Origin of the sequence: Lewinella sp. W8, from assembly GCF_004375085.3 — a bacterium.
In the GTDB taxonomy this organism is placed as follows: Bacteria; Bacteroidota; Bacteroidia; order Chitinophagales; family Saprospiraceae; genus Neolewinella.
Window position 1 is genome coordinate 75,253 of sequence record NZ_SNAQ03000010.1, and the last position, 13,340, is coordinate 88,592.

The following is a 13,340-nucleotide window of genomic DNA, read 5'->3' on the forward strand; positions in this document are numbered from 1 at the left end:
GGCCTACCGTAGAATTACGATTTTCCCCAGCTCATTTTTGAAGAAGGCTGCGTTGCCATCATCATATTTCTCAAAGGCGGTACCCTGATCATCCGTAGTAATAACGCGATAGAGGTACACCCCGTTGGCTAGGGGATCGCCGTATTCGTCCGTACCGTCCCAACTGAACTCGGTTTGGTGGGTGCCAATATCAATGGTTTCGTAGTCGAGCAGGTTGATGTCCCGAACGACCCGGCCGGAAACCGTCATGATCTGGATACGGAAAACGGAAGGTGGCTCACTACCCGTTACGGTATAGACGAAATGTGCCCGGGTAGAGAAGGGGTTAGGGTAGGGGAGCACGTTGCCAATACCCCGGCGATTGATGACGGAGAACGACTTTTCAAAATTCAATCGGCCCGCCGGATTGCCCGTGCGATCTTGCCCGCTCACCTGGAGTCGGTAGGTGCCGTCTTCATCAAGAGAGGGACGGAAGAAGACCTCCGCAAGATTTTCTTCGCCCCCCGAAGCCGGAAGGAATTCTACCCGGTCATCATCAAAAAAGATGCGTTCGCGACTGCCACTGGGCGCGATCAGATCCAGGCGAAAGTCCGCCGTGTCGTTCAGCGGGCGGAAGGTATTCTCGTCCCGAAGCTGGAGGTGGATTTCCGGCCGGCTGGACACCAGTTCTCCTTCATTTATGCGCCTGCCGTCAAAAAACACCTGTAGGCTGGGAGGAACCCGATCTTCCTTTATGGACGTGCTTCCCGTCAGGGTGTTGTTGAACAGTATGCGTTCGGTTTGGTCCTGATCGGGATTCAGCCGTAACTGGAGCTGATAAAGTCCCGAAAATTCATCCGTGGGGATCGAGAAACTGACCTCCCCCGTGGCCCCACTCGGTAGGGGCGGTTGGCGTAGCTGGCGCAACTCCGGTTGGTTATTTTCGTCGATGAGTAGGAGGTTCACCAGCAAGCTGTCCATGTCGGTTCGGCTAATGTTTTCGTAGCCCGCCCGGAGGGTAAAGGTCTGCCCCCGCTCCAGGGAGTCCGGGCTGGCATAGGCCAGTTGCGGATTGATGGCCACGTCGCCGTATTCCTCGAAATCAAAGTAAAGCCCGCTAATGGTTGGCACGGACCTGCCGGTAATGTCCTGAAACCGGAATTCCAGCTGCAAGTAGGGATACTGTGCCGCATCAAGGGAGGCGAGGGAAAGGCGGTAATCCAGTTGCTCGGGTAGCGTCAGGGAGTCGCTCATGAGCAATACCGGCGGCGCATTTTGCGCCGTTCTCCCGTAGAGGTAATACCAGGCGGTGTCGGAGGCCGTCAGGTTGCGACTGCTTACCGTAAAGTCGAGGCCGGACCAGGATTGGGCCGGCCCTACCGGTGGCGAAATCCACTCTCCCCGTTCCCAGTTGGAGCGTAAGACGGCCCTCACCACGGCCGAATCGGAGGGGGTTTCGGCCAGGGCCTCCGAGATCGTTCCGAGTCCCTTTTGGTAGATCAGGGCGTAGGGAACCGATCCCAGATTTTCAATCCCCCGGACTACCCGGGCCCCTTCACTCTCCAGGACGCCGAAAAGGGTGCGGCCGATTTCGGTGCTGTCCGACAACCAGCTTTCGTTGAAATACTCGGTGTTATTACCGCGCTGAGCGGTATAGAGCAGTACGTACTGCCCGGTTTCCACGACGTTCTCCAGAAAGTTAATCAGGTCCGCCCGTGATTGCTGGTTACGGACGTCATAGCTGAAGACGTTGCCGAGGGTGGAGGGAATGGAACCATAGAGGCCCTCCTGGTCAATCAGCCACTGGAAGTTGAGACTATCGTAAACGATGACCTGGATTCCCGCACGGACCCGCCAGGGAAAGGGAGATCGGATTCTCAAACCGTTCCGCTCGAGGCGGGGGAAATTCACGTTTTCGTAGAGTCCGTTGATAATCTTAATGTCCTGGGTCGTGCGCAGGAAAGCCCATCCGGGGGTGTCGCGGTTACCGCTAATGTTGGTAAAGGTACCGTCAATCGTTTGGCCCTGATGCTGCTGGGCCCACTGTACGCGATCCGTAGGTAGGGCTTCCAGGTAGGTGAAGCTACTCTCGCCCCAGATAAAACCGGCTCCCTGTGTATTGGCAGTGTCGGGGGATATACGCCAGTAGTAGGTTGTACTGTCCCGGAGGTCAAGGGTGAGGGGAAAGCGAATCAATCCACCGGGACTGGTCAGGGTAGTATTGATCAGCGGAGCGGCAAATGAGCGGCTGGTATCGACCTGGAGGATGTACTCGCGGTCGGGAGCCAGCGCATCGGTGGTGGAGGCCACCAGCGTAATCGGACCACCCAGGCCCGCATACTGTGGGGGGAAGGCGGGTCTGGCGGTGTTGGCGATCACCGTCAGGGGAACGCCCAACTGGCCCCGGGTGGTCAACTGGTTGTTGAGTTCGGCCGATGGGTTGGGGGCTTCGGGTAATTCCCTTTCGCTGTCCACCGTGATTAACAGTTGGTTGATGCCAACCGCAGCCAGGCCCAGGTTAGGTAACCGAACGCTTAGCTCTTCGGCGAAGGCGGGGACCACCAGACGTTGCCGCGTCAAATCCGTCAGGGTGCCGTCCGGAAGGCGCTGCTGGAACAGCAGGTTGACGCTGTCGGAGGGGGTCCCGGTGCCGGACCCAAGGTTGGCGACCCGGAGCCGGACTTCATAGTCTTCGTCCTGAGCGGGAATGACCTGGGGGGAGAACCGCACCGAACTCGGATCAATTACCAGATCAGGCCCCGGCCGGGGGTGCAGGGAATAGGCGGGATCCCCGCCGAGGGCAAACTGCTCCAACAGGATGGCCAACTGATAGCCGGAAGCATTTTGGTTGACCTCAATGGCGCGACGCATGGCGTCGCCGATTCCCCGGCCGTAGAGCTCGTTGCCCATGGCGTCGTAAAGGTCTTCGGCCCAGATTTCCAGGGAGGTGATGAAACCTACGCCCTTGGAGGCGGCAAAGGCGATGGCCCCCTTGTCCGGCAGGAAAAGAAACCGCTCGCTGATGGAACGCTCCGGCGTAAACGCATCACCCGAATAGCACCCTAAACTCAGCATGAAGGGGTACTTGCCGAAGTTGGCGTAGTTGTCCGGGTCATCGATGCTGAAGTCAAAGTTCTGGGTACTCGAGTGCCCAAAGAAAGTAATGACCGAAGAGCCGTTGTTGATGCGGTTGAAAATGGCTTCCTGCCGGCTTTGTTCAATCGGCTCACTACTCGTTTTGAAGAACGAACTGACGTTTCCTCCCAGGCGGGAACGCTCGATGACGTTTTCCAGCAGCCCCAGACCACTCTTGATGCTGGTCTGTTCTCCCGGAGTGATTCCTCCGCCCAGGTGGATAAATTGTTTCATCCACTCCCGGTCTTCCAGGCGTTGCTCCCCCTGGTTGACCTGGGCTTCCACGTCGCGGAGTTTACGCAGGTAGAGGGCAATCTCGCCGCGGTTGATGACGGGCAACCTTCCGGTGGAAAGGGTGGGGACTACGGAGCCCAGGGGCGCGGAAATGAGGTTGTCCGAAGCCGGAAACCCGAAACTGGGCACGAAAAAGGTACTGCGGGCACCGGCGAGTTGCTCCGCGCTGCGCAGCACCCGGTATTCCCGACCCTTACCCACGATGAGCAGGTACCGTAATTCGGGATGGTCAATTTGAATGCGGGAAATATAATTACGGAGTGCCATGGGATGGCGACGAATGCCGTAGCCAAAGGTTTCGTACAGGTCCTCGACGTAGGTAAGGTGAACACCATAACCTCCGCCCGCGGTGGAGCGGCGGTAGTTAGCATAGTCCTCCAGTTCGTTCCCGGCCAGTCTCCGACTGCTGATGATTAAGTATTCCGTCCGACCGTTCGGGGGGAGGAGCTCGGAAAAACTGGCGGGCTCGACGGTTGCCGTCGGGGGTGTGCTGGAGGGGCGGCGAATGAGGAGCTCCAGGGGCGTAGCGCTGGGCGGCAGGACATAAGTAGCCGTACCCTCCGGCGTTACGGTGGCCGGAAAACGCCACCCTTGTTCCTGGCTGTACAGGGTGACCTGGGCACCTGCGTCCGCGCCCAATCCCGTCAAGGTCAGACTACGTACCTGATTACTGGCGGTTACCCGAAATTGCTGCAGGCTTTCGTCGGCTACGGGATTGGCGGGATAATCGGCCCGAATCCACGCTACGTTGGCCCGGTCCTGATCCCCCCCGGAACCCCGGAAGCCCAGACTCACCCGGCCATTATCGGGCTGAAAGCTGTACCGGGGAGATTCCACGCTCCAGCCAAAGCGTTCCATCGTTTCCACCACGGTACCGTTTACGCTGACGTCAAGCGTGTGGGGACCGATGCCCAAACCAAATCTTCCCGTGATTTCTCCGCCCTGCCCGTTGCTCTGCGGTAATTCCAGGGTGTGTTCGCTTTCGGTGGGCGCACTAATGGAAATGATGTCGTTCACCGACAGGCTGCCGTAGCCCTCCGCGACGTCATACTGCGAGAAGTAAATACTGAAGCCATCGGCCCGGATAAGTTCCTTGCTCGCCGCCGCTGAATACACCAGTTCGGCGCTACGCTCGATGGTGGAGACGGCAGTAGTGGGGGTACCGGTGGCGGGATTCGTGTAGGTAGGTCCCCCGGATTCCCGCAGCCCGAGGTAGTAGACGCTGGTGTCGTTATAGATGCTATACCGAGGGTTGAGCTGCTGGCTTTCGGGGTCAGCAAACAGGTAGCTGTCCATCTCCCCACGATTCATTTCCCCGTAGAAAAGAAGTTGATTTTGGCCTACTTCCAGCGGGACGGCTTCTCCTTCACGGATCAGTACCCATCGGCTTTGGTTTTCCGGGGTAAGTGCTTCACCGATTTGGCTAAGGAGTTGGTTGTCAATGCTGTACCAGCCATCTTCCGCTACTGCAATGCGCAGGTAGGTCTGTCCGAAATCAATCCACTCATCCCCGTAGCGGACGGCGCCGGATGGAGAGGGCATTTGGGCCAGGAGTAGCCAGGAAAGACTGCCGAAGAATAGTGATAGTAAACTGCGTAGCATCCAGGGGGTAGTTATGGGATCGGGGCTCTGCTTGGCGAAGGAAAAGGTAATCTGCCGCCAGGGGGCGGTTAGCTGACAAAGATAAGGACCAGTTGGGGGCTGACCTATCGGGTGGGGATCGGGTGAGGTGGATTGCCGCTGAGCCGACGATTGGGTGAATTGCCCGGCGCGGCCCCGGTAGAGCATGAGGGGCTCCATCTTTTGCCGCGGACGCAGGTGCCACACCTTCGCGCGAGAAGCCATGAGTGGACAGGGACCGGATGAAATTCTCCGAAGGGCCGTAGCTTGCCACCGGAAAACAGGACCACCAATGAAAATTCCGGCCATAAAAAAATGGCGGGCCATCCGGGACATTCCCCGCCTGGCCCGCCAACCCGTCACGGTGTTCTCCGGCTACCACCGGGAACTGGGCGATAATTTTCACTTCTCCGTCAGTAAACTGCGGCGAACCCACATGACCACGGACGCCGATGTCGTGCAGCACGTCCTCCAGCGTAATCATCGCAATTACGAAAAGAGCGAGATTCAGGCCGATCAGATGGCCCTGTATCTGGGCAGAGGTCTACTGACCAACAACGGCAGCAGCTGGCTGCGGCAACGCCGCCTGATTCAGCCCGGTTTTCACCGTCAACGGCTGGCGGCGCTGGTTAAAGAAATGAATGCCGTCATTCAGCAACGCTGCGACTTTCTCGACGGAAAACTGGCCCGGGAGGAGCCCGTTGATTTGTATTCCTTTACCCAGCAGGCGGCGTTTCAGATTATCAGTCGGGCCATCTTTACGGACAGTTTTGACGAGGCGGAAACCCAAAGGCTGAACCAGCTTATGGACGACATTCAGGGGTACATGATTTACCCCATCCGGATGCCCTTCCTGAGAAAGCCACTCCGGTGGCTGGGCCAGGAGCGGAAGCACCTGGCGCTATCTCAGCAGGTACGCGATCAGCTACTGGAGATCATCAACCAGCGTCGGGAAAGTGGTACGGTAAAGGATGACTTGTTGCAGATGCTGATTGAAAGCCGCTACGAGGACGACGGCAGCCCCATGACCGACGAGCAACTGATCGATGAGATCATCATCCTCTTTGCGGCGGGCTACGAGACTTCCGCCAACGCCCTTTCCTGGATTTTCTATCTGCTCACCCAGCATCCCGAGGTGCTGGATAAGGTTCGTCAGGAAATCGAGACGGTGAAAAGAAAGGGGCCGATTGACTTCGACAGCGTACGCGAACTGAAGTACCTGACCCAGGTGATTGAGGAAAGTATGCGACTCTATCCCCCCGCCTGGATTACCGACCGGGTGGCCCTGGCGGATGATGCGGTAAAGGATATGAAGATCGAGCAAGGGACCGTGGTGGGTATCTTCATTTACGGTGTCCACCACTCGGAGCGCTACTACGAATCTCCCGAGGAGTTTCGTCCCGATCGGATGTCCCCTGAGGCCAAAAAAGATCGCCATCCCTTTGCCTTTCTGCCCTTCGGGGGCGGCCCCCGCCTCTGCATCGGCAATCATTTCGCGATGTTGGAGATGCAGCTACTTCTTTCCAGTGTGCTGGACCGCTACGACTTCACTTTGGTGTCGGGCCAGGAGCAACCGGGGCTGCGGCCCATCATCACCCTGCATATGGACCGGAGGGTCCGGATCAGAATTAACCATCGTCTTAAAAGTCAATCCGTTGACGCATGAGTAGGACCGTTACTTTTCGTCCGGGTAAGCAGGAAGATGCTGCGGTTATCGCCGAAATACACTGCCGGAGCTGGCAGCTGCATTACCGGGGAGATTTTACCGACGATTACCTGGACCGGGAGGCTCCCTCGGAACGCTTGCTGGTATGGAAGGACCGGTTAGCCCGGGATAATCCCAGGATGCTACTGGAGCTGGCCCTTATCGACGGGGAAGTAGTTGGTTTTTCCTGCGTTTTTCTCGATCACCACGAATCATTTGGCCACTTGCTGGATAATCTGCACGTCCGCCCCGGGTTCTACGGGGAAGGAATCGGGAAGCAGTTGTTGCTTCGTTCCATGAGTAGCGTATCAAAAGCTAGGGGAGCAAAGGCCCCCTTTTATTTGTGGGTCCTGGAAAGTAACGAGCAGGCCATCGGTTTTTATGACCGACTTCGGGGACGTCGTGGCATCACGGAGACCCATCATTTTCCGGGGGGCAATACCGTTCAGGCCATTAGTTACCATTGGGAAGCGGAACAAATGGAGCGCTAGGGAGCGGGGAGTATAATGGCGGAAACCAATGCGCTTTGTCCCCGAAGGGGGGGCATACCCTGGTAGCCCAGTCCCAGCTCAATGTTAGTTTTTCCCAATACCGCGTCCTCCGGGATGGTAATGGTCCCCGCAAAGAGCAATTGTTCCGAGTCAGCGGGAAGGATATTGCTGATGAGGGGACGCAGCTTGACGAAGTCCATCACCTTTTTGTGATACAGGGTGATGAACAGGTCCATCGGCAAGCCCCGGTGGAGCTCAACGGTATAGTCCGGTTGTGCGGGCCGCTGGACACTTATTTCTATCGGATATTCTGCTCCCGCGATCAGCGTATCGGGAAGGCCAACCCGCCAATTAAGGCGGGTACCCCGTAGCATTTGCATACTGTCAATGGGCATAATGCGCATATCCAGGTCCCGGTAGACGAATGGTTCGGCCGCGGGGTAGTACCAGGTGTTTTGTCCCATCATCAGTACGGACTGATTATGGTAACGTGCTCCACCCGGCCAAAGGTCGTACTGATTGAGGCGATAGAAGACGTCGGTAGTCGTCCAGGCCGGTTTCCCGGTGTAGTAAGTGTACAGGGAAGCAAGACGGTAGCTATTCTGGACAATGACCGGGCGGTCTCCGGCCAGCTCCGCAAGGCGTTCCGTCCAGGGCTCGTGGTCGAAAGGTTTGGGAAAGGGGATCCAGGTTCTGGGAGCGATCAGGAGCAACCGGAAAACGAGTAAAATGCCTCCTCCCCACAGGCATAGTTTCCATAATTGCGGTTGCCATTGGGGGCGATTGTCCACTGCCGCCCGGAAAACGAGATAGATGAGGGGAATACTGAGCAGGGCGGTCCACTGGGCCTCCGTTCGTCCCTTCAAGGTGCTGACCAGGAAGAAGATCAGGAAGGAAGGCACCAGCCAACGCAGGGCTCCGGCAAAGGCTTCCTTGCTCCGGACGCGGAACAAAGTGTTCCAGTAATGATAGAGCAAAAAGGGACTGAAAACCACGAGTTGATTGAGCAGATAACTAAGGGTAAATTCCAGTCGATAGGCGTCATCACGGCCACTCAGGTGGTAGCGAAAGGAGGGAAAATCATGGGCGTACTGCCAGTAAAGGTGGGGAACAAACAGTAATGCGCCGCCGAGGGCGGCGATCCAGGCCCCGGGCTTCCGGATCAGGTAGCCGATCTGCGGCAACACGGTAAGCAGGATGAGCAGGACTCCGTGGTATTTACTGTACAGAAGACCGGCCATGGTGATCCCCCACAACAGACCGTGCTTAATGGTGCCCTTCGCCAGGAAATTTCGGTAAGCGATCAGATACAGGGCAGAAAACAACAGGAGTGGGCCATCTGGAGTGGCGATAAATCCGTAGACGTGCAGGATGGGCTGGACGAAAATAAGCGCGGCGGCCAGCCACAATAATTGTCCTTTGGGGTGATCGAGCAGGTGCCAGATGGCCGCCAGCGTCGCCGTGCCCGCCAGTACGTGCCCAAATCGAACGCCCAACGCGCCGGGTAACCAATCTTTGCCCATCGAGATCAGCAGCGCAACCATCGGCGGGTGGTCAAAATATCCCCAATCCAGATTATTGGAGTACATCCAATAATAGGTTTCGTCGGCATCCAGTGGACTTGCCGCGGCCTGGATCAAATTGATCACCAGCCAGGTGGCCAGCAGCCAAAGGGGAGATATTTCTCGGCGGGGCAATTGCATGATAAAAGAATGCGGTAACTGCAAAAATGGATTGGTGGGTAGATAGTTCTATTCCCTGATTTATTGTGGCGCTTGTCTGATTATTTTCGGATATTTGCCCGACTATGAGAACCATATTTTCTGCCACGGGTCTGTTGCTTCTTTGCTTTCTCGTAAGTTGCCAGGGTGACCCTCAACCATCCGAAACAGCTCCGGCGGAGCTAAGCCTGGAAGAGGCGATGTTGGGTACCTGGGAGACGATTGAAATCGAAGTTCATTCTCCTACCTATCAGGGAGGCGACACTGCGGTGCATCAGCTGATCAAGGAAGCCGATTGGGGCAGGGTATATGGTGTCCAACCTTCCCGGACGGTCTTCACTCCGGACGGTAAACTAAAAAGAACCCATAAACTGTCTGATGGCCAGATGGCCGGTGTGATCAATGGCCTCTGGAAAGTGACGGAAACGGATAGCTTGTTCATCATCGAGCCAGAAGTTACCTACACATATGCTCCCCTCATGGAGGAGCAAAGACTTACTTTGCGGGGTGTAGTAGACTATGATTTCGACGGGGAGAAGGACGATGAATACCGGTCCGTGATGCGGTTAGTGAGTCGTACATCCAATTAGTGATCGTCAACGAAAACGCCGGAGGATGCCTGCATGGCGGCCAGGAATTGTTCCCGGTCTACTCCGGTCCGATCGTGGCCGAAGTAGTGGATCATATTTTCGGTGGGCATATTTCCCGTTAGTTCGTCCTTGGCCATGGGACACCCCCCGAAACCCCGAATGGCGCCATCAAAGCGTACACATCCGGCCATGGCCGCGGCTTCAATTTTCTCTTCCCAGGTGCTGGGGGTGGTGTGCAAGTGCGCACCAATTTCCAGTTGCGGGTATTCGGGGATCAGGTTGGAGAACAGGTATTGAATGCTGGCGGGTGTACTGACCCCGATGGTATCCGAGAGCTGAAAGATGCCAATATCCAAACCGGCAAGTTCACCGACCCACCGTTCTACTACTTCTACGTTCCATGGATCTCCGTAGGGGTTGCCAAACCCCATACTCAGATACACAACCATCTGTTTTCCGGCGGCGACGGTGAGTTCCTGGATTTGCTTGACCCGGTCCAGGCTTTCACTCAGGGTAGCGTTGGTATTCCGTAATTGAAAGGTTTCGCTGACGCTGAAGGGGTACCCCAGAAAATCAATTTCCGAATGCTCCAGTGCCGCTACGGCTCCCCGGCGGTTAGCCACGATGGCAAGGAGTTTGGTGGAAGTCTGTGATAGGTCCAGTAACGACAAGACTTCCGCGGTATCCCGCATTTGGGGAATGGCCTTGGGGGAAACGAAGCTACCAAAGTCCAGCGTATCAAATCCACAGGCCAGCAACTGCTGCAGATAGGCTGCTTTGGTTGCCGTGGGGATGAAAACTTTTCGGCCCTGCATAGCGTCGCGCGGGCATTCGATGATTTTGATGGGACTGGGCACGGTTATATTTGGTGGCTGGTGGGCAGAAAACTCAGGTAAAGGTAAAATTACCTTTCTCCCGCTCAACACCTTGGCCTACGCAGTAGTTTTACCATAAATAGCTAAACCATGCTCAAGCACTCCGCCACCCTAACCGTTGTTGGTTTTGTCTTACTCTTTGTCGGTATCCTGACGCTGTTCCTCAACATGGTGGGCGTAGACCTGGTATTCATGAAGTGGCTTTACGAAACCAACCCCGCCCTGTCTTTCATCATCCGCCTCGTTATGGTTATCGCGGGGCTGATCATGATCTACGTCGGACAGACGGACTGGGACCGGGAAGAAGCCTGAGCCCATCTCGCTTGATGAACACTCTTGTCGGAAAAACTACCAGTGGAAGGTCCCGGACAGACTCGGCAGGATGGGGAGCTGGTTGATCCGTTCGTTGGAAACCCGATCCACGTAGAAGATATTTTCGCGATTGTAGGCATTCGTTACGCTGGCGGTTACCTCCAGTCGGGTGTAGTCTCCGAAGCTGAAGGTGCGCTTCAGTGAGAGGTCAAGACGGTGGAAATCAGAAAGTCGCCCACCATTGCGATCGGGGCTTAACAGAATGCCCAAATCACCGTTCCCCGTCAGAATATTGGGGAGTACCGGGGCGGAGTTCAGGTCCGGATCTTCAATGAAGCCCAGGGTTTGGGTGAAGGGGAAGGCGGAGCCGAAATTGTAGCGGAACCCGAATTCCCAGGCATTGTCATTTCCGAAAATGTAGGACCCGTACGCATTGACGTTATGTCGTCGGTCAAAGCTGGTAGGAAATTCTTGTTCGCCGTCATCCCGGTTGACAAAACCGAGGCTGTAGTTACCCGCCAGCAACAGGGCGTTTTTCCGGTATTCAAAGGAGATGTCCCCACCGTAGGCAACACCGTCGATGGTTACAAAATCCGGATCACTGGCCCGCAGTTTGTTGCGGTTGAGTTCGATCAGCTGGTCAAAGCCTTTATAATATCCTTCCAGGTTAAAGGTCAGATCATCATTGGCGTCCACCTCTACGCCCACTACGGCGTGAGTAGCCCGCTGGAGGTTGTCGCTGGTTGGAGTTACGCCATCCTTGTCGAAGATGGTGCTCTCGGGGCCGACGAGGAAGCCGGAGAAGAAGTTGACGATGTCCAGATCATTTTGGGTAGAGATCAGGTTCTGGCTGTAGAGCCCACCCGCGGCCTTAAACCGGACACTGGGCGTGGCATTGTATTTGATACCCATGCGGGGTTCCAGGGAAACCGTATTCTGCGATCCGTAGAATTGGACCCGTAAGCCCGGCTCCAGAATGAGATTGCCCAGGGTTCGTTTATACTTGATGAAACCATTTAATTCCGTGGTGAAGTTGGCCTGATTAAAGGTTACTCCAACGGGGTTCCGGAACTGAAAGTCAGTGTTGAGTCCGTTGAATTCAACGCCGTAGCCAATCTCATCCTTGTTGCCGAAATAGGTGAAGTTCAGCTGAATTCGGTAGTTGCCGAGTTGGCTGCGGCGGGGCGCATCGGTAAGGTCACTCAACCCGATGTCGTAGGTGCTGGCGTTGACCACCCCGTCAATGACCACGTTACTGCTGGGGGGTACCAGGAGAAAGCTCAGGCCCGCACCGGAATTCGTCCAGTCCAACCGGGCCAGGCTGGGCACCTCAAAATCATCGGTGTAGTTGAAGCCAAAAAGATTAAGCTTGGAGCCGTTGCCCCCCACCAGGCTGATTTTACCGTAGATGTCCTGATAGTTGTAGGGAAGCCCGATATCTCCTGCGGTCAGGGAGCTGGTATCACTCAGGTTGAAGAAGTTATCCTGTACGGCGTATTCGTAGAGGGTTTTGCTGGTTTCCGGGAGGATACTTCTCTTGGCGGTGACCAGGTAGGAAATGCTGCTGCCGGTGGCCGGGTCGAGGGATTTAATGGGACCTTCCGCCAGTACTTTGGCCTGAAACGGACTAGCGGATACCAGCCCTCCGAAGCGTTTTTTATTGCCCTCCCGGGTCTTGATGTCCACGATGGCGGATATCCGCCCCCCGTAGTTGGCGTTAAATCCCCCGGTGTACACGTCGGCGGAGCGGATGGCCTCGGTTTCGAAGACGGAGAACAGGCCAATGGAATGGAAGGGATTATAGACGGTCATACCGTCCAGGATGAGCTTGTTCTGCACCGGGCTTCCTCCCCGGATGTAGAGCTGACCGCCCTGGTCGCCGGAGCTGACGATGCCGGGGATAACGGTCAGGTACTGAGCGATGTCGGGCTCCCCGCCGGTGGCGGGGACGGCCTGGATATCCTCACTGCTGAAGGTTACTTTGGAAACGGCGACGTCCGAACGAGCCCGCTCCCGCCGGGCGCTGACGTTGACCGTGTTCAGGCTAACCCCTCCGGCCGTCAGGGTGATGCGTTGGTATTCAATTTCATTTTCGACCGCCAGGTTGACCTGCACCACGGCACTATCGTAACCGAGGTAGGTAGCAATCAGGGTGAAGTCACCGATGGGAAGGTTGGCAAAGCTGAAAAATCCGTCTACGTCGGTGTTGGCTCCGCGCTCCAGGCCACCCGGTCCCTTAAGCTGGATGGTGCCAAAGGCAATGGGGTCTCCGTTCCCTTCGTCAAAAACGTTTCCGCGAATAATTCCGCTCTGGGCAAAAACGAAACTAGCGGAAAGGAGGAGGCAAAAAGTGAGTAGATAGTGGCGCATAAGGTCGAAAAACTAACGGGCGCAAACATACCGCTTTTAGCAGTCCCCGGACCGCTTTCGGAACAGATAGTATTTGTCGGTCGTGGAACCTAACGTTAAATGATGGAGGCAGAAAATGGTGCTTTCTCCGTGTTGGAAGACAGGCAGTGGGATGATGAAGCCCAGGTAGAGCACATGGGGGCCATCGTTTTGTCGCGGACGCAGGTGCCAGGGTGATGGGTAAATAGCTGGGCGGGAGAGAATATTGT

General features: G+C 56.2%; 8 protein-coding genes. 4 read left to right on the forward strand and 4 right to left on the reverse strand.

The features are described 5' to 3' along the window. Positions 1–3 precede the first annotated feature (3 nt). Positions 4–5,253 carry a C25 family cysteine peptidase gene (locus E1J53_RS12620; RefSeq protein ID WP_173021467.1) on the reverse strand — a complete coding sequence of 1,750 codons (5,250 nt, stop codon included), beginning with the start codon at positions 5,251–5,253 and terminating at the stop codon, positions 4–6. 67 nt (positions 5,254–5,320) lie between these two features. On the opposite strand from E1J53_RS12620, the gene E1J53_RS12625 reads away from it, so the two are divergent. Both E1J53_RS12625 and E1J53_RS12630 read left to right on the forward strand, forming a co-directional pair. Continuing rightward, complete coding sequence (locus E1J53_RS12625) at positions 5,321–6,694, forward strand: cytochrome P450 (protein ID WP_173021468.1); 1,374 nt, start codon at positions 5,321–5,323, stop codon at positions 6,692–6,694. Further along, on the forward strand, positions 6,691–7,224 hold the full coding sequence (locus E1J53_RS12630) for a GNAT family N-acetyltransferase (RefSeq protein ID WP_134270816.1): 534 nt from the start codon (positions 6,691–6,693) through the stop codon (positions 7,222–7,224). The genes E1J53_RS12625 and E1J53_RS12630 overlap by 4 nt, the downstream gene beginning before the upstream one ends. On the opposite strand, the gene E1J53_RS12635 is transcribed toward E1J53_RS12630, so the two are convergent. After that, on the reverse strand, positions 7,221–8,927 hold the full coding sequence (locus tag E1J53_RS12635) for a glycosyltransferase family 39 protein (RefSeq protein ID WP_134270815.1): 1,707 nt from the start codon (positions 8,925–8,927) through the stop codon (positions 7,221–7,223). The genes E1J53_RS12630 and E1J53_RS12635 overlap by 4 nt on opposite strands. Positions 8,928–9,031: 104 nt before the next feature. Here E1J53_RS12635 and E1J53_RS12640 point away from each other — a divergent pair, with 104 nt between their 5' ends. After that, complete coding sequence (locus tag E1J53_RS12640) at positions 9,032–9,535, forward strand: hypothetical protein (protein WP_134270814.1); 504 nt, start codon at positions 9,032–9,034, stop codon at positions 9,533–9,535. On the opposite strand, the gene E1J53_RS12645 is transcribed toward E1J53_RS12640, so the two are convergent. Continuing rightward, positions 9,532–10,350 (reverse strand): hydroxymethylglutaryl-CoA lyase, encoded by an 819-nt coding sequence (locus E1J53_RS12645; protein ID WP_134270896.1) that lies wholly within the window; start codon positions 10,348–10,350, stop codon positions 9,532–9,534. The genes E1J53_RS12640 and E1J53_RS12645 overlap by 4 nt on opposite strands. A gap of 150 nt (positions 10,351–10,500) precedes the next feature. On the opposite strand from E1J53_RS12645, the gene E1J53_RS12650 reads away from it, so the two are divergent. Beyond that, entirely contained in the window at positions 10,501–10,722 is a 222-nt protein-coding gene (locus E1J53_RS12650; RefSeq protein WP_134270813.1) for a hypothetical protein, read from the forward strand. 36 nt (positions 10,723–10,758) lie between these two features. Here E1J53_RS12650 and E1J53_RS12655 read toward each other — a convergent pair whose 3' ends face one another. Beyond that, the gene (locus tag E1J53_RS12655; RefSeq protein WP_134270812.1) at positions 10,759–13,092 is read right to left on the reverse strand and encodes a TonB-dependent receptor; all 2,334 of its coding nucleotides are present in this window, start codon (positions 13,090–13,092) and stop codon (positions 10,759–10,761) included. Between the last annotated feature and the right edge of the window lie 248 nt (positions 13,093–13,340).